Source organism: Neptunomonas concharum (assembly GCF_008630635.1).
Classification (GTDB): Bacteria; Pseudomonadota; Gammaproteobacteria; order Pseudomonadales; family Balneatricaceae; genus Neptunomonas; species Neptunomonas concharum.
The window spans coordinates 3018875-3035413 of sequence record NZ_CP043869.1 but is presented as its reverse complement, the minus strand read 5'-3'; the positions used below and the strand labels follow the sequence as shown (position 1 = coordinate 3035413).

Sequence of the window (16539 nt, the reverse complement as noted above, 5' to 3'; positions counted from 1 at the left end):
CAAATAATGATAAAAAGTGGGGGCTATAAATGCTCAGATGTTTGGTGTCCCGTGCGATAAAGCGTGGGCTTGTTGTTATCTCGATAGGTATCAGTTTGCACGTAGGGGCGGCTGACAGGCTGCATGTGCCTGCCTTACAAAGTGGCAAAGCGGTAGATGGTTTGTTATTAGATGTTACCTATATCGGCTCTAGATTGGTCGTTGTGGGTGATCGTGGCGTTATTTTGCTCTCTGATGATCAAGGTCAAACCTGGCGGCAAGCCAACTCTCCTGTCAGCGTCATGTTGACGGGGCTGTGGTTTATCGATGACAAGATAGGCTGGGCTGTAGGGCATGATGGTGTCATTCTAAAAACCCTAGATGGCGGAGAAAACTGGACGCTGCAACTCGAAGGTAAGCAACTTAACAGTTTGCGTATTGCTCAGTTTCAAACGCTAGTCGATGCAGGGGGAGATAGTGCAGTACCAGACCTTCCCTTAGATGAGCTGGAACTTTATCTAGATGATGCGCTGATCGCTGAAGAGGAGGGGCCGACACAGCCGTTTCTTGATGTCTGGTTTAGCACGCCTCAAGAGGGCTGGGTCTTGGGTGCTTATGGTTTATTGTTGAAGACAACCGATGGCGGCGAACATTGGTCGATCTACTCCCACCGACTGCCTAATCCAGATCGTTTCCATCTGAATGCTATTTTAGCCACTCGTGACGGGTTATTCATCGCGGGTGAAGCGGGCATGTTATTCCGGTCCCTCGATCAAGGCGAGCAATGGGAAGCTTTGGATTCGCCTTATGATGGGTCTTTTTTTGCGCTGGCTGAATATCAGAATCATTTACTAGCTCTTGGGTTGAGAGGGCATCTATTCATTAGTTCAGATAATGGTGATAGTTGGGATCAGATTAGCCTTGCGACCGATGCATCCCTCACCTCCGGAGCGAGCGTTGAGAATAAACTGATGTTAGCCGGTTTGGGTGGTTTGGTCTTGTCGGGAGAAGGGCTGCAAGCGTTGAGTGTGAAAAGCAGTGCCGATCGTCGAGGCTGGAGTGCCGTTGCGGCAACGCTTGATAGTTGGGTGTTGGTAGGTGAAAAGGGAATTAAGCGGTTATCGATAGCAACAGGGGAGGTACAACCATGAGCGGCTCTTCCGTATCAAGCAAGTTGCTAGGCCCCATCAAACTATCAGAGCAAGTGATCGAACGGGTGCTGTTCCATAAGCGCTTACCGGTGCTGGTACTGTTTGTTTTAATGACACTATGGCTAGGATTTCAGGCTGTACAGATCCGCCCTGATGCCAGCTTCGTTAAAATGATCCCGACACAACACCCTTATGTCGAAAACTATCTGCGCTACCGCGACGATCTTTCTGGTTTAGGTAATAGTCTGCGCGTGGTGGTGGAGGCTAAACAAGGTGATATCTTCTCGGCCGAATATCAGAACACCTTAAAACAAGTAACGGATGAAGCCTTTTTTATCTCAGGTGTGGATCGCTCTGCATTAAAGTCAATCTGGACGCCGAACGTGCGCTGGACCGAGGTGACCGAAGAGGGCTTTGTGGGTGGGCCGGTTATCCCGCCTGAATATGATGGAAGCGCCGATAGTCTGGCTCAGATACGTACCAATATTCTGCGCTCAGGACAGGTAGGGATTCTGGTAGCCAACGACTTTAAGTCGGCCATTATCCAGATGCCTTTGTTTGATAAAGACCCTGAAACCGGCGAGAAGTTGAACTATCAAGCTTTCTCTGAAAAGGTGGAGAAACTGATCAGGCAAAAATATGAGTCGGATCAGATAGGTATACGTATCACCGGATTTGCCAAAATAGTGGGTGATCTAATCGAGGGTGCTAAGTCCGTCGCGCTCTTTTTTGCGATCGCCATTGGTGTGACACTGGTGCTGCTTTACCTCTATTCTGGCAGCATTACAGGGACATTAATCCCCTTAACCTGCTCACTGGTTGCCGTGATATGGCAGATGGGGATTCTAAAAGCGCTAGGGTATGGACTGGATCCCTACTCAATGTTGGTTCCCTTTTTAGTCTTTGCCATTGGTGTCAGCCACGGTGTTCAGGTTGTTAATACCGTTCGTCTTGAGCAAGCAGAAGGTGCGGATAGTTGGCTGGCTGCCCGAAGAGCCTTCCGTGCCATCTATATACCTGGATTGACCGCTCTGCTCTCAGATGGATTAGGTTTTGTCACCCTAATGGTGATTGAGATTCAAGTGATTCAGGATCTGGCTGTCGCGGCATCTATTGGTGTGGCGGTGATTATTCTGACGAACTTATTGTTACTACCCTTACTGATGTCATACGTAGGCGTTGGGCAAAAAGCTATTGTGAAAATGCGAGCGTCCCAAGACAAGCCTACCTCTTTATGGATGCCTTTGACCGTTTTTGCCCGTCCCTCAGGAGCGGTTATTGCTGTCGTGTTTGCGCTTGTAGCCCTTGGTCTCGGTCTCTATGGTAGCCAGAATCTGAAAATTGGTGATCTAGATAAGGGTGCTCCTGAACTAAGAGCAGATTCCCGTTATAACTTGGATAACGCGTTTGTAACCGCTAACTACTCTACCTCCAGCGATATTTTTGTGGTGATGGCAACGACTCCTGAGGAGCAGTGTACACGCTTCGAAACCCTATCCATGGTGGATCGTTTTCAGCACTACTTAACAAGTGTTCCCGGCGTTCAAAATAGCGTATCTCTTGTTGATGTATCTAAGCGAGTGACCTCTGGTCTCAATGAAGGAAATCTGAAATGGCGCAGTGTCAGTCGTAACCAGTTTGTGATCAATGCGTCACTCTCTTATGTGCCTTCAGGTTTTATGAACGGAAGTTGCTCTCTATTACCGGTGATTATCTTTTTGGATGATCATAAGGCTGAAACGCTGCAAGGTGTATCCTCTGCAGTTGCACGCTTCGCGGGTGAGCATAACAGTGAATCGCTGACCTTCGAAATGGCCGCAGGTAATAGTGGTTTTGAAGCCGCGACCAATGAAGTGATCGCTACCGCCCAATATGAAATGTTAGCGTGGGTATATGGCGTGGTGAGTATTCTCTGCTTATTAACGTTCCGCTCTATCAAAACGGTTATCTGCATTATTGCACCATTGGCGTTAACGTCTGTACTTTGTCAGGCTTTAATGGCTCATCTAGGCATTGGCGTTAAAGTCGCCACATTGCCAGTGATTGCATTGGGGGTTGGTATTGGTGTGGATTATGGTATCTATATTTATTCGCGGTTGAGTACCTATCTTGTACAAGGAAAATCCCTGCCTGATGCTTATTTAGCTACCCTAAAAACGACAGGCTCTTCGGTTGCTTTTACAGGTTTAACCTTGGCGATTGGTGTGGTTTTGTGGGTCATGTCTCCTATTAAATTCCAGGCAGATATGGGGATATTGCTAACCTTTATGTTCCTTTGGAATATGTTGGGCGCCTTAATTTTGCTACCTGCACTGGCTTGCCTGCTTCACAAAAGAGAAACGGTTCAGGCTCGGGAGAAGAGTGATGCTGTTTAATAAAAAAGTATTGGTAGCGCTTGATGCCAGCGAAGCGGCAGAAAAAGCATTCAAACGTGGTGTGTTGATTGCCGATCGTATGGGATGCCAGCTCGACTTGTTGTGGTTGTTTAATCCGTTACCCGATCATCCACTAATGCGCTTGGTTGCTGAATTGCAAGTATCGGGTATGGCGATCGAGTCTCACTATACAGAGGCGGGTAGGCTGCTCAACGTTGTACAAAAACGCTGGCAAGAGGATCATTTCTCTCTGCTGATTAAAAGCTGTGAGGATGATCATAAAGGGCTTCTTGCGCCTGTGGATTGGCAGTTATTACGGCAAGCGCCATGCCCTGTACTCTTGGTGAAGCGAGACAGCTTATGGGAGGGCGGAAAAGTCATGGCCGCTATTGATCCCTTAAGTCAAAAAGAGAATCGCCTCAATTTAAGCCGTGCTGTGCTAATGATGGCGGGTTTTATCAGTACAGAAGCTCAGGCTCAATTAAATGTGGTGGTGTCATATGCGCCGCCGATGTTAGCTGCTGAACCTGAAAATCAATCCGTTTCATTATTGGAAGCGCGTGCCCGACAGGCCGCAGAGCACTTATTGTCTGACATGAAGCTCGACTGTAAGCGTTACCTGATTGGTGAAGGTCCGCCAGAATACTGGATCCCCCATGTAGCCGAAGCTGAAGATGCTGCGTTGGTGGTCATCGGAACACGGGCAAGAGACGGTTTAACCGGTATGTTGCTGGGTAATACTGCAGAACGAATATTGGATAGGCTAACGTGTGATGTATTAGTACTGAGAGAAGGGTTAGCGGAGGATCTTCGGCAGCTGCTGAACAGTCACGCCTAATGCCGTATCAACGGTACTCTTTTAAGCGATATGGGGTAAATTGGGGCGTGTCATCAGGCCGGCTGTGAGAAACTGCTGCTATTCGTTGCTGCTTGGAATAGACTAAGGTTTTAAATCTATCCCAGCAACAAGAGTAGGTACTCCATGTCAGGTAAAGAACGTCAACTCACCCTGAGATTTCTTGCAGAGCCCGCAGATGTCAACTTTGGCGGTAAAGTACATGGCGGTGCCGTCATGAAATGGATCGATTTAGCAGCGTACGCCTGTGCTGCAGGGTGGAGTGGAAAGTACTGTATTACGGCTTATGCAGGGGGCATTCGCTTTGTGAAGCCTATTCATGTGGGCAGCATTGTGGAAGTCGCTGCAAAAGTGATCTACACCGGTCGCAGTTCCATGCACATCGCTTTGGATGTACGCGCAGGTGACCCTAAAAATACTAAACGCTATCTCACGACTCATTGCATCGTCATCATGGTAGCCGTAGATGATCAGGGCCAAACGACTGACGTTCCGGAATGGGTTCCTGAAACGCCAGAAGATATTGAGCTAAGAGATTCAGCTATTCGCCTGATGGATATGCGTAAAAAAATAGGCGAAGAGATGGAAGCTCATATACAAAGTTGATTACTACTGCGGGTATCCGCGAAGCTTTGATGACTCATCCGAGCTTCATCAACAACTTCACGGATTCTCGTAGCCGCTCAAATGCCTCAGCCAGTGACTGTATCTCATCTCCAGACTTTATCTGTATCTCAGTGTTCATATCGCCTTTGCTCAGGCGATCAGCGGCTTGAGTCAGATAGATAAGTGGCGCCGTCATGGTTGAGGACAGTACCCTGGCAACGATAACGGCGACGATGACAGAGAGTACAAAGAAGATGGCGAAGGCGATTAAGAAATGATCCAACAGTTTTAACACGGTTGATTTTTCAGCAAAGGCTACAAGATAGCCCATGGGTTGCTGCTGCCCAGCCGCTGCAAAGAGTGGCCGAGCGGTGATCAGCTTATCGTCTGATTCCAACGTGGTAAGATTTTGGCTCTCAGTTATTTGTTGGACAACATTGGCAGAGATAAGCTGCTTTAGGTTGCCCCCATGAGAAAGATTGAGAGAGCTTCCCCAATTGAGTACTGGATTCTGATTTTCCATTAAGTATCCATCGACATCACTTAAGGCGAAACTAAGACCCTGGGTATTATTGGCGTTGCGAACCATACTTAGAAATGCATCTGCATCCACATTCAGAATGATCTCACCGACAAAGCGTTCTCCCACGGCAAATATAGGCGTGGCGAAGCGAATGGTCGGACGTATCGGCTTTTCAATTTCGCCCGCTTCTCTATTTAAGTCGATAGGGGAGATGTAGTAGTCCCCGAAGTTGAGTTTGGCGGTATTATTAAAGTGGATAGATTGGCTTTTGTCTTGCAATAGTTCGCTTTGGAGAATGCGGCTGTTGCCCTCTTTTTCATTGTGCTCAACTCGAATTAACTCCTTGCCGTCGGCGCCTATAAAACGAATTTGGTTATAGATACGGCGGTTTTTGACAATACTTAGAAAATCCCTAGCAATACTGCGGCCATACTCTTCTTTTGCCTTTGCGTCATTGATCACCAAGGCTCGACCGTAATGATGCATTGAGTTGGAGTCTCTCAGGTAAAACAGATCGCCGGGAACGTGTGCGAGCGTGCCTTCGACACTGCTGGCCAATAACTCTACTTGGCGGTTACTGCTCTCAATACCGGAGTTGGTTAGCGTCTGATGAGTTGAGAGGTAGACGTATAGAGCGATGAGTGCGATGGGAATCAGAGCGGCAGCGATTAGGGTGCGCTCAATTCGGCTGCGAATGGATTTCATGCCGTTGTTTCTCCTGTGCTCTGATCTGAAATCAAGTCAGTGGTGCGTAATAAAAACTGTGTTCGCTTGTCGGTGTTCTCTATAAAAGCTGCCATTTTGGATGTTAGTTGAGGTAGGCGCTCATGACTGGGTTGGCCTTCTTGAGACCACAGAGTATAGGTGCGTTGAAACAGTACGGTTGCAGCAGGGCCGACATAATCTGCTAACACTAAAGCTATCTTTTTAAGAAGAGGCTTCAAAGACGCTTTATTGCTGGCCGTCCCTGGTTGCAAGGTAGGTGGTACGCTGGTTTGCGCTGCTGTTTTATCTTGAGAGCTACTCGCCTTGGTTGGTGACTCAAGCTTTAGCAGAGCAGGACGTGCTGAACGAATGGCTGTATTAATCAACGCGTGGTTGATCTCCCGGTCCGCCATCAACACAAACAGGGTATTGTCGGATAGTTGCACACCAATTAGCTGGCTATCATCCATCTCGATATGGACTTCATTGTGTTTTTCATTAAGCGATTGTATGCCCGCTAGCATTTGTAGCATCATACGAGCTGCGGCGGTTAGGTTGTCGTGTAGTAGTTCGGGGAAGGTTGAGCCTGTAATGCCCCCTTCTCTAATGACACACACATGACGAACACCGCCTAAAAATTGAAAGTCATTCAGTACGTTCATTGGATTATTCCCATTGCAGAATATCTTCAACCTGCTGTTTGAGGGTTCTTACTGATGTACGTTGCGCGGATAGCACCCCAAGTACCTGATCATCTTCTATAAAAATACTCAGGTTGTTGCCTGACGGGCTTTTGACCAGAATGGAGCGGGCGTTATCAAAAGCGGATGCGGCCTGAAAAGCAGGCACCATACCAGCCATGTAGCCGATGTATTCTTCTAGCTCGGGATTGTCTAATGATGAGGTGAGTATATCGCCCATTGCATTAGCTAGAACGGCTCCTTGTACGCCTCGAACATTTAGAATATCGGTGACGATGCTCTCTTTAATCACCAGATGATCTCCTTGAAAAGGGGTTGTGTCTTGGGTTTGAGGTGAACTTTCGCTCTCTGTAATGTCGATTGTTTCTCTGGTTGTTTGCCGATACTGCTCCCAAGCGGATTCAGGTATCTCAGAGGGCAGTGCGCATTTCAGGAGGGAGAGCATTGTTTCTTTTCGGCGAGCATCAATAAAAAAGATCTCTGCCTGGAGATTCAACTCTTCTACCCAATTGTGATAGTGGGATAGTGTGGGTTCATCACGAACATCAGAGCGAGTTACGCCAATCATAAGGCGCGACCGATGAATGAGTTGTGCAAACTCCTGAGTGTAAAATTTAAGATCCCGTAGCGGCTGGTTTCGTGTGTTATCCAACAGCAAAACTACACTATGGGAATCCGCCGCTAAGTCATTTGCGAGCAGGTCCCACATAAAGCTAAACCTTACCTGTCCCGGCGTACCATACAAGCGCACTTTATGATCATCAGACAAACTGATCTGGCCATAATCCAACGCAACGGTGGTGGTTTGCTTGCGAATACCGGTTATATCTGAGGCTTTGGCGTCAGTACGTAGGCTTTCCTCATCACTCAGTGAGGAGATGGCGGTTGTTTTTCCTGAACCCACAGGGCCGACAAAAATCAACTTGTGCTCAGTCACGATATTACCCTGAAGTTCTGAATACTGCGTAGATATGTAGCGTAGAAAGTGTTGAGGCAACGGATTAAAGCATCTGTATGTTACTGAAATATTAAATGTTTATTTTGTGTTCATATTTCTCTTAAGCATTTGTTGAATCCGTTCATCTAGTCTTCATGACTGCTATCGATAATCTGCTGTTCATTCATAAATATGTGACCCTGGGGGTTCCCTATGGAACAGTTTGAATCTTATTTTGAAGAAGGTAAGGCGCTGGTACTGGAGTACGGTACTCAGTTTTTAATGGCGATTTTGGTGCTGATTATCGGCATCTGGGTGATTACCCGTTTTACACGCGTACTTGAGCGTTCGGTTTTTAACAAACTGCCAGATCAGACATTAGCGAGCTTTTTAGCCAGCGGTATTAATATCATTCTTAAGGTGCTTCTGGTCATCAGTGTCGCCTCCATGATGGGCATCGAAACGACCTCTTTTGTAGCTATTTTAGGTGCGGCGGGTCTGGCTGTGGGTTTGGCGTTGCAAGGGAGCTTGTCAAATTTCGCAGGCGGCGTGATGATCCTTATTTTCCGTCCTTTTAAGGTGGGTGATTACCTTGAAGCGCAATCATTACAGGGTGTGGTTAAAGATATAGGAATATTTGTAACGACGTTGGAAACGTTTGATAAGCGTGTTTTGGTGCTACCCAATGGTCCTTTGGCTAACGGTAATCTCATTAATCATACAGCCAGTGCCGTGAGGGCCGTTGAGTCGAGTATTGGCGTGTCCTACAGCGATGATTTGCAGAAAGCGAAAGCGGCTTTGGAAGCTGTTATCCAACAGGATGATCGGGTACTGCAAGATGAAGGTAATGTGGTTGCCGTAGTGAATCTCGGCGACAGCTCAATCGATTTTTTAGTACGCGCTTTTGTGAAGACTGAAGACTACTGGAGCTTCTATTTCGATATATTACCGCGACTAAAGAGCGCAGTTGAAGAAGCGGGCTGTACTATTCCATTCCCACAGCAGGATGTACATCTACATCAGAAAGCATCGTAATAACCTTCCTTTTGCCGGTACTTTCTAGTGGGGTGCCGGCCTTTTTCCTTTTTATGAGCATTGGCAACGCTTTTGATAGCGTCGCTTTGCAAAGATCATGTAGGCTTTCTGAAGCAAAGGCGTTAATCGTAGCGTTGATACTATATGACCCAGCCAGCGGTAATAGGGGAGTTGTTTCCACAGATGAACAAAGGCTTCTGCGCCTGTTTTCATGACACCGTCGTTAGAGAGTACATGGAATACCTGCATCGCTCTCTCATAAGTGACCCCATATTTTTTTAGCTCCAATGGCTCTGTGGTAATATCTTTCCATATAACGCTTTGTTGCTTATCAATGCCCTGATAATGTTTGATCTCTTTGGAACATAACGGACATCCTCCGTCATAAAAAACGATTGTTTTGCGCATCATATGCCTTGTATCACCGTTGATTTAGGTTTTTTACGTTGCGCCTTAAGGACTAGATCAACAATATCAGTGATCCGTTAAGTTGCTGGGCTCGTAGAAGTAGCTATTTTGGGGAAGGTTATGAAGTATAAGGGTCAGACTGACTATGACCATAAAGGTATAAGCCCGCGCAGAGGCGTGCTGCTATGTAATTTGGGCACGCCGGATGCGCCGGATAAGGCCTCTTTAAAGCGTTACCTGAAGGAGTTTTTGAGCGATCCACGTGTCGTCGAAGTACCTCGCCCTATCTGGTGGATGATTTTGCATGGTGTCATCTTAAACATCAGACCTGCGAAGTCAGCAAAGCTTTATCAATCCGTCTGGACCGAAGAGGGCTCTCCTTTAATGGTTCATAGTCTGCATCAGCAGAAAAAGCTGCAAACGTTGTTAGATAAAGAGCACGGTGAAAATTATATTCCTGTTGTTTTAGGGATGCGCTATGGTAACCCCTCCATCGCATCTGCGTTAGATCAGTTAGCTGCCCAAAATGTTAGAGAGATTATCGTACTCCCGCTGTACCCCCAATATTCGGGTGCTACAGGCGGTTCTACATTTGATGCACTTGCTGAGCATTTCAAAACGACTCGATGGGTGCCGGGGCTACATTTTATTAATGGTTACCATAATCATGGCGCGTATATAGAAGCGCTGTGTCGTAGTTTAGAGGCTGATCTGTCTGATCACGCGGCACCTGATCTGTATCTGTTTTCATACCACGGGACGCCCGAACGGTATCTCAAACAGGGCGACCCTTATCATTGTTTCTGCCACCAGACGACCCGACTGGTGCGAGAGCGCATGGGCTGGGATGAAGCAAAAGTGAAAACGACCTTCCAATCGCGCTTTGGTAGAGAACCTTGGCTACAACCCTATACGGATAAAACCCTTGAAGCGCTACCAGCTACAGGTGTGAAAAGTGTTGCTGTCATTTGCCCAGGTTTCTCGTCGGATTGTCTAGAAACTATCGAGGAGATCAATGCGGAGGCACGCGAAACCTTTTTGGAAAACGGTGGCGAGAGCTTCCGTTACATTCCAGCGCTCAATTCGGATGATGCCCATATTGAGATGATGGCACGATTGGTAGCGCCTTATCTGAATGCCTAGAGGTTGCCCCTCTCATTAAAACAGCGCCGTTTTTCGGCGCTGCGTTGAGCTGCTTAGTATTCAGTGCTCGCACAAGTGCTGAGCATGAAATCTCATATGTTCCTCAATAAAACTCGCAATAAAGTAATAGCTATGGTCATAGCCTTCCTGAATTCTTATTTCAAGAGGAAAGTTGATGTGACGGGCAGCGGACTCTAGCCTGTCTGGCATCAGTTGCTCTGTTAAGAAGTTATCTGCGCTGCCTTGGTCTACCAGTGCGGGTAACGGTTGAGTTGCTTGCTCCATCAACTCACAGGCATCATATTGTTTCCACGCCTCTCTATCTTTTCCTAAGTAAGCAGAAAATGCTTTTTCTCCCCAAGGGCAGTTGCTTGGATTGCAGATTGGGCTGAAGGCTGAGACAGAGCAGTAGCGGTCTGGGTTTTTGAGGGCAATGGTTAATGCACCATGGCCGCCCATCGAATGGCCTGCAATGGCCCGCTGTGTTGTGACAGGGAACAGGGATTCAATCAGGTCGGGTAGTTCCGTCACAATGTAGTCATACATCTGATAATGATCACGCCAAGGTGCTTCTGTCGCATTCACATAGAAACCTGCACCCATCCCTAAGTCATAGCCTGAATCATCGGCTACGCCTTCGCCTCTGGGGCTAGTGTCTGGGGCAACGATGGCAATACCTAGCTCGGCCGCGATTTTTTGTGCGCCAGCTTTTTGCATAAAGTTCTCATCGGTACATGTAAGGCCGGATAGCCAATACAGAACAGGTACTATATTGTCCGCGGTAGCTTGTGGTGGCAGATAAATGGCAAAGCGCATATCGCAGTTGAGACGTGATGAGTGATGACGATATTGCTTGTGCCAGCCGTCAAAGCTTTTATTCTGACTTAGGTTTTCAATATTCACGAAAGCTCCTCGCTAGCCTCCTCACGTGAAGGAGGCTTAGTCAGGTCAGTTTATTTATCGAAGTGAATAACACTGCGGATACTCTTACCTTCATGCATCAAATCAAAGGCAGTATTGATTGCATCAAGTCCCATGGTATGGGTGATAAAATCGCTGAGTTTAAACTCACCGTTGAGGTAGCGCTCAACATAAGTAGGAAGCTCAGAGCGGCCTTTCACGCCGCCAAAGGCAGTACCGCGCCACACGCGACCTGTCACCAACTGGAACGGACGGGTAGATATCTCTTGGCCTGCGCCAGCGACGCCAATAATAACTGACTCCCCCCAGCCCTTATGACAGCACTCCAGTGCGGAACGCATCACGTCGACATTGCCAATACACTCAAACGAGTAATCAACACCGCCATCGGTCAGTTCGACAATTACTTCCTGAATAGGCTTGTCGTAATCTTTTGGATTTATACAGTCGGTTGCGCCAAGTTGACGAGCCAGATCAAACTTACTGTCGTTAATATCGATAGCGATAATACGGCTGGCTTTTGCCATCGTGGCGCCAATAACCGCAGAAAGTCCAATGCCGCCAATACCAAAGATAGCAACGGTTGCGCCTTCTTCCACTTTGGCTGTATTCATCACCGCACCCATACCGGTGGTGACACCACAACCGAGCAAACAGACCTCTTCAAGTGGCGCTGTCTTATTCACTTTAGCCAGAGAGATTTCTGGCAGAACCGTGTACTCGGAAAAGGTTGAACATCCCATATAGTGATAAATGGGTTGGCCATCTTTGGAGAACCTCGTTGTACCGTCTGGCATTAACCCTTTGCCTTGGGTTTCGCGGATTTTTTGGCAGAGATTGGTTTTCCCCGACTTGCAGAATTTACATTCGCCACACTCTGGGGTGTACAGAGGGATCACATGATCACCCACGGCTACGCTAGTGACCCCCTCGCCGATGGATTCTACGATGCCGCCGCCTTCATGGCCTAAAATGGCGGGGAATATGCCTTCTGGATCTTCACCTGACAGGGTGAATGCGTCGGTATGGCATACGCCAGAAGCCACGATGCGAATGCGGACTTCCCCTTTTTGAGGTGGCATGACATCCACTTCTTCAATGGATAGTGGCTGGCCGGCAGCCCACGCTACTGCGGCTTTAGACTTGATTATTTTAGCGCTCATGATGCCATCCCTCTTATTCATCTTTAATCATTGGTGGGTTTATTGTAGTTGTTTCTAATGAGGTGATAATCTATCTAATATGTAAATTACTTTTGCAGGATAGTAATAATGTTGGGTTGGGAAGGTGTAACGGAGTTTGTGGCGGTTGTTGAGTCAGGTAGCTTCACAGGGGCCGCTCAACGGTTAGAAATATCGGTTGCGCAAGTAAGCCGCCAAGTCAGTGCCTTGGAGAAACGGCTTGCTTGCCAGCTATTGCACAGAACCACACGAAAAGTATCGGTGACAGAAGCCGGACAGCTTTATTATCAATATGGCCGGCAAGTATTAGATGGTCTGGCGGATGCAGAGCGAGCTGTCAGTAATTTGCAGAGTACACCGAGCGGCAAAATAAAAATGACTGCACCGAACACCTATGGTGAAACGAAGATAGCACCGATTCTGAATGATTTTGTAGCGCAATATCCAGAGATCGAACTCCATTGCGTTTTCACCAATCAAAAAATTGATCTGATTGACGGTGGTTTCGATGTTGCGATCCGTTTAGGACGGCTTGAGGACTCAACGCTGGTGGCGAAGCGGCTTGGCTCTCGTCGTCAATATGTTTGTGCATCGCCTGCTTATATCTCAGCAAATGGCGAGCCTCATCTGATATCAGAGCTAAATAGGCATAACTGTTTGCAAGGCTCCTTGGAATACTGGCGGTTTCAGGAGAAAGGGCAGGAGCGTAATATTAAAGTAAGCGGTAAAATCCATTTTAATAGTGGGGTTGCCCTGCTAGATGCTGCGCTTAAGGGATTGGGTGTTGTGCAGCTTCCGGATTATTACGTGCAGGAGTATATCAATAACGGGCAGTTAAGCGTTGTGTTGCAGAGCTTTCAGACAACGGATGAAGGTATTTGGGCGCTCTATCCTAAGAGTAAGCACCTCTCTTCAAAAATTCGCCGATTGGTGGATTTTCTCGGCGAGCGACTAAGTTGACTCCTGTGGATGCGCGTCTTGATAGGTTTCTGCAATATCAATAAACACACCCTCCAGAGATAAAAAAGCATCCACAATGGCAGGATCAAAATGACTACCTCGCCCTTCAAGGATAATCTCTTTAGCTTTTTCATGACTGAATGCGGGTTTATACACACGTTTAGATCTTAAGGCGTCATAAACATCGGCCAGTGCCATAAGGCGTCCGGAAAGTGGTATGTTCTCTGCTTTTAAGCCAACGGGGTAACCACTGCCATCCCACTTTTCATGATGAGTTAGGCTGATTTCACGTGCGATTCTAAGGAAAGAGTTGCTACCTAGCTGATCTTCAGCCACTTGCAGAGCATCGGCTCCAATCTGCGCATGGGATTTCATAACATTGAACTCTTCATCTGTTAGTTTACCCGGCTTGAGCAAAATACTATCAGGAATACCCACTTTACCTACGTCATGAAGTGGGGCTGATTTATAGAGTAGATCAATGGTTTCGGCGTTTAATTGGGGGCGGTATTTTTTCTGCAGGCTGAGGTGTTCAGCTAATACTCGTACATAGTTTTGGGTACGTAAAATATGTGCCCCAGTTTCATTGTCACGGGTTTCAGCTAGGCTGGCTAGGCCGAGAATGCTTGCATCCCGTGTTAGGCTCAACTCTTCAGTTTGTTTTGCTAACGCTTTTATCATCCCGTTGGTATGCATGGCCATTAGGCCAAACTCATCATTGCTGGTCACGGGAACTTGAGCACAAAGATTGCCTTGAGATACCAGAGCTAACGCATGATTTTCAGCACTAATAAACAGCTTTAGATTACGAGAGTAGCTGATAATAATGGCGAGTATATAAAACATCATCACGGCTACAACAAATACGATTTCCCCTAGAATGTACTTGCGTGCTGTTTCTAATGAAACGCTTTCACCTGTATGTATCAGCCACTCTAGATCTTTGCTGATGACTAAAAAAACTACCCCGACAACTGATACTGCGCAGGCGGTGGCAAACCAGACAAATTTTTGCGTTAAGGGGTAAGGGTTTTCATCGGGTTCTAAATGCTGCTTTGTTTGTCGTAGTTGTTCGGCGAGCCTGTACTCACGATACAGCGCTTGCTCACAGGATATAAAAAAGCCAAGTACGCTCATACCTATCAGGACTTTACTACTACTTTCCATTGGGAAGTTGTGAGCGAGGAAGTTGTATAAAGCAATCAAAACACCGAATGTTAAGAACAGAGAGAAGTCGGCAATAAACTGAGACTTAACTTGTCGTTTAGGAGATTGTTGCGCAAGAGCCTTCTCTATCTGCTTACGGAGAACCCACATAATGATGAAAGAAATAGCTATGGGGGTAATCAGTTGCCCGGTCGTTAGGGAATCAAGAAAAGGGCAGACTTGAACACCATAAAACGAGAAGAGAACAAGGGCTATGAAATAGTGAAAAGATGTTCTGAGCATTAGCGTCTGCATCATATGTCTCTTGGGCTGTAGGTGTTCATTTTTCGTTAGAAGGCTTAGGAGGTAACCAAGCGATGCAATGCAGTATAGACGTTTCCTTAGCTTTTATGAGGGCTGGATTTATTCTTTGCCTCAATCCATTGCGCCATATACTTCGTACTTTTTTGGTGGTGGTGGCGTAGCATCAGTCCGGTGAAATTGCGGCGTCGATGTACTTTGAGTTGCTCCGGCTCAAGTAAAGGAAGAATACGTTGAAGTAAGCGTGGCTGAATATCCTGTTTGTTATAGCGCTCTGTTAGCAGTGTGTATCCACTGGCTTGTGACGCCATCCAGAGCGGCTCTTGTGTATAGAGATTAATGGCTTCTGTCGCGAAGGTTTCAGCGTTATCTGTGCAGACTCCCCCCCAGTGTTGAGACTTCCCCCGCATCCCTTCAACACCAATAGAGGTTGTTATAGAAGGCGTTCCGTTGCGCATGGCATCCACTAACTTACCTTTGATACCGGCACCGAATCGAAGTGGCGCTAATAGCACTCGAGCATGTTGCATAACACTATGGGCATCGTCTGCCCAGCCTTCAACGATAAAACCTTCTCTGGCGTTATCCAACGCTGTAGCTTTGGGGGGTGGATAAGCGCCATAGACATGCAATTCGGCATCGGGCAATTGTTTGCGGATTAATGGCCAGATTTGTTGTTTGAGCCAGAGTACGGCATCCCAATTTGGTGCGTGACGAAAATTGCCAATACTAATGAAGTGTTGGCGCTCCGAGAACGCGGGCAGTCTTCCGGTTTGATTCGTGGATAAGCTCGGCAACATAAAGGGACAGTGGATAAGCAAGTTATCGGGTACTGTAAACGCTTGTGTCAGTAACTGTATTTCAAAGTCAGAGATCATCAAGGTTAGATCGCAACGATAAATAGATGCAATCTCTCGTTGGGATAAGTCGGTCTCGCTCATACGCTCATACAGATCTTTCTGTGAGGAGAGGGGAGTAAGGTCTAAAGTGCCATGTTTCAGCTGCTGTTTGACCCATTGGTGGCGTGCATCTCTTAGACTGTGAAGGTCTTCTGTATCTAAGATCCGAATCGCGCTGGGGCATTGTTGCTCTACACGCCAGCCAAACTGCTCCTCCATCATAAAACGATCAAATAAGACGATGTCAGGGTTCTGCTGCAAGATCCAATCATCAAACGAGGCGGAGTTCAGCTCGATTGATACCTCTTTAACACCCATCGCGGTTAAGTCTGCCCGGTGTTCGCTAAGCGCGGCAGGGCTTGCAAAAGTCACATGCCATTTCTGTTCAAGAAACAGTTCGATAAAGGATAGCATGTGATAACCCGCAGCAGATGAGCGAGGTTCAGGCCATACATATCCAATAATGACTAATGTTCGCATGTGATCCCCTTTTCGTTATTGCCGTGAATTTTAAACTATTCTGTATTACAGGCGTCATAAAATAAGGTTTTGATGAAGTTTTTTGTCAGATTTTTGGGTAACGGAACGACTTGTTATTGTGTTTGAATAAAAGGAATGACACTTTTTGCCAGTGATCTTGGCATCTTTTGTTATTGGTGAGGTGGGGCTTTTCGTCCATTCTAGCAGTCAGC

The 16539-nt window shown here is 47.0% G+C and carries 15 protein-coding genes; 7 read left to right on the top strand and 8 right to left on the bottom strand.

The window, feature by feature from the left end; genetic code table 11:
* Nucleotides 1-29: 29 nt before the first annotated feature.
* From F0U83_RS14395 to F0U83_RS14380, 4 genes are all read left to right on the top strand, one after another.
* A complete protein-coding gene (locus tag F0U83_RS14395) occupies nucleotides 30-1130 on the top strand; it encodes a WD40/YVTN/BNR-like repeat-containing protein (protein ID WP_138987930.1) in 1101 nt (366 codons plus the stop codon).
* Nucleotides 1127-3505 (top strand): efflux RND transporter permease subunit, encoded by a 2379-nt coding sequence (locus tag F0U83_RS14390; RefSeq protein WP_138987929.1) that lies wholly within the window; start codon nucleotides 1127-1129, stop codon nucleotides 3503-3505. The genes F0U83_RS14395 and F0U83_RS14390 overlap by 4 nt, the downstream gene beginning before the upstream one ends.
* Nucleotides 3495-4343, top strand: coding sequence for a universal stress protein (locus F0U83_RS14385; RefSeq protein ID WP_138987928.1), 849 nt, complete (start codon nucleotides 3495-3497; stop codon nucleotides 4341-4343). Before F0U83_RS14390 ends, F0U83_RS14385 begins: the two co-directional genes overlap by 11 nt.
* 144 nt (nucleotides 4344-4487) lie before the next feature.
* Nucleotides 4488-4967 (top strand): acyl-CoA thioesterase, encoded by a 480-nt coding sequence (locus F0U83_RS14380; protein ID WP_138987927.1) that lies wholly within the window; start codon nucleotides 4488-4490, stop codon nucleotides 4965-4967.
* A gap of 34 nt (nucleotides 4968-5001) precedes the next feature.
* On the opposite strand, the gene F0U83_RS14375 is transcribed toward F0U83_RS14380, so the two are convergent.
* Genes F0U83_RS14375 through F0U83_RS14360 form a run of 3 tightly spaced genes read right to left on the bottom strand, consistent with a single transcriptional unit; the run spans nucleotide 5002 to nucleotide 7833 of the window.
* On the bottom strand, nucleotides 5002-6195 hold the full coding sequence (locus F0U83_RS14375) for a HAMP domain-containing protein (RefSeq protein ID WP_170221840.1): 1194 nt from the start codon (nucleotides 6193-6195) through the stop codon (nucleotides 5002-5004).
* Nucleotides 6192-6857: a DUF8082 domain-containing protein gene (locus F0U83_RS14365; RefSeq protein WP_138987924.1), complete on the bottom strand. Its 666-nt coding sequence runs from the start codon at nucleotides 6855-6857 to the stop codon at nucleotides 6192-6194. The genes F0U83_RS14375 and F0U83_RS14365 overlap by 4 nt, the downstream gene beginning before the upstream one ends.
* 4 nt (nucleotides 6858-6861) lie before the next feature.
* Complete coding sequence (locus F0U83_RS14360; protein WP_138987923.1) at nucleotides 6862-7833, bottom strand: GTP-binding protein; 972 nt, start codon at nucleotides 7831-7833, stop codon at nucleotides 6862-6864.
* 213 nt (nucleotides 7834-8046) lie between these two features.
* Here F0U83_RS14360 and F0U83_RS14355 point away from each other — a divergent pair, with 213 nt between their 5' ends.
* Complete coding sequence (locus F0U83_RS14355) at nucleotides 8047-8868, top strand: mechanosensitive ion channel family protein (RefSeq protein WP_138987922.1); 822 nt, start codon at nucleotides 8047-8049, stop codon at nucleotides 8866-8868.
* Nucleotides 8869-8919: 51 nt separating this feature from the next.
* Here F0U83_RS14355 and F0U83_RS14350 read toward each other — a convergent pair whose 3' ends face one another.
* Nucleotides 8920-9279, bottom strand: coding sequence for a thiol-disulfide oxidoreductase DCC family protein (locus F0U83_RS14350; RefSeq protein ID WP_138987921.1), 360 nt, complete (start codon nucleotides 9277-9279; stop codon nucleotides 8920-8922).
* A gap of 117 nt (nucleotides 9280-9396) precedes the next feature.
* Between F0U83_RS14350 and hemH the strand changes: the two genes are divergently transcribed.
* The gene (hemH, locus tag F0U83_RS14345; RefSeq protein ID WP_138987920.1) at nucleotides 9397-10419 is read left to right on the top strand and encodes a ferrochelatase; all 1023 of its coding nucleotides are present in this window, start codon (nucleotides 9397-9399) and stop codon (nucleotides 10417-10419) included.
* A gap of 60 nt (nucleotides 10420-10479) precedes the next feature.
* Here hemH and fghA read toward each other — a convergent pair whose 3' ends face one another.
* Together fghA and F0U83_RS14335 are read right to left on the bottom strand one after the other, a co-directional pair.
* On the bottom strand, nucleotides 10480-11322 hold the full coding sequence (gene fghA / locus F0U83_RS14340; RefSeq protein ID WP_138987919.1) for an S-formylglutathione hydrolase: 843 nt from the start codon (nucleotides 11320-11322) through the stop codon (nucleotides 10480-10482).
* A 50-nt stretch (nucleotides 11323-11372) separates the two neighbouring features.
* Nucleotides 11373-12503 carry an S-(hydroxymethyl)glutathione dehydrogenase/class III alcohol dehydrogenase gene (locus F0U83_RS14335; RefSeq protein ID WP_138987918.1) on the bottom strand — a complete coding sequence of 377 codons (1131 nt, stop codon included), beginning with the start codon at nucleotides 12501-12503 and terminating at the stop codon, nucleotides 11373-11375.
* 108 nt (nucleotides 12504-12611) lie between these two features.
* On the opposite strand from F0U83_RS14335, the gene F0U83_RS14330 reads away from it, so the two are divergent.
* Nucleotides 12612-13481 (top strand): LysR substrate-binding domain-containing protein, encoded by an 870-nt coding sequence (locus tag F0U83_RS14330; protein ID WP_138987917.1) that lies wholly within the window; start codon nucleotides 12612-12614, stop codon nucleotides 13479-13481.
* On the opposite strand, the gene F0U83_RS14325 is transcribed toward F0U83_RS14330, so the two are convergent.
* Complete coding sequence (locus tag F0U83_RS14325; protein WP_249042189.1) at nucleotides 13473-14945, bottom strand: HD domain-containing phosphohydrolase; 1473 nt, start codon at nucleotides 14943-14945, stop codon at nucleotides 13473-13475. The genes F0U83_RS14330 and F0U83_RS14325 overlap by 9 nt on opposite strands.
* Before the next feature lie 83 nt (nucleotides 14946-15028).
* Nucleotides 15029-16327 carry a glycosyltransferase gene (locus F0U83_RS14320; RefSeq protein ID WP_138987916.1) on the bottom strand — a complete coding sequence of 433 codons (1299 nt, stop codon included), beginning with the start codon at nucleotides 16325-16327 and terminating at the stop codon, nucleotides 15029-15031.
* Nucleotides 16328-16539: the final 212 nt, after the last annotated feature.

Coding starts and splice junctions, on each gene's coding strand:
- F0U83_RS14395 (WP_138987930.1), top strand. CDS start 30: ATGCTCAGATGTTTGGTGTCCCGTGCGATAAAGCGTGGGCTTGTTGTT.
- F0U83_RS14390 (WP_138987929.1), top strand. CDS start 1,127: ATGAGCGGCTCTTCCGTATCAAGCAAGTTGCTAGGCCCCATCAAACTA.
- F0U83_RS14385 (WP_138987928.1), top strand. CDS start 3,495: ATGCTGTTTAATAAAAAAGTATTGGTAGCGCTTGATGCCAGCGAAGCG.
- F0U83_RS14380 (WP_138987927.1), top strand. CDS start 4,488: ATGTCAGGTAAAGAACGTCAACTCACCCTGAGATTTCTTGCAGAGCCC.
- F0U83_RS14375 (WP_170221840.1), bottom strand. CDS start 6,195: ATGAAATCCATTCGCAGCCGAATTGAGCGCACCCTAATCGCTGCCGCT.
- F0U83_RS14365 (WP_138987924.1), bottom strand. CDS start 6,857: ATGAACGTACTGAATGACTTTCAATTTTTAGGCGGTGTTCGTCATGTG.
- F0U83_RS14355 (WP_138987922.1), top strand. CDS start 8,047: ATGGAACAGTTTGAATCTTATTTTGAAGAAGGTAAGGCGCTGGTACTG.
- F0U83_RS14350 (WP_138987921.1), bottom strand. CDS start 9,279: ATGATGCGCAAAACAATCGTTTTTTATGACGGAGGATGTCCGTTATGT.
- hemH (WP_138987920.1), top strand. CDS start 9,397: ATGAAGTATAAGGGTCAGACTGACTATGACCATAAAGGTATAAGCCCG.
- F0U83_RS14335 (WP_138987918.1), bottom strand. CDS start 12,503: ATGAGCGCTAAAATAATCAAGTCTAAAGCCGCAGTAGCGTGGGCTGCC.
- F0U83_RS14330 (WP_138987917.1), top strand. CDS start 12,612: ATGTTGGGTTGGGAAGGTGTAACGGAGTTTGTGGCGGTTGTTGAGTCA.
- F0U83_RS14325 (WP_249042189.1), bottom strand. CDS start 14,945: ATGATGCAGACGCTAATGCTCAGAACATCTTTTCACTATTTCATAGCC.
- F0U83_RS14320 (WP_138987916.1), bottom strand. CDS start 16,327: ATGCGAACATTAGTCATTATTGGATATGTATGGCCTGAACCTCGCTCA.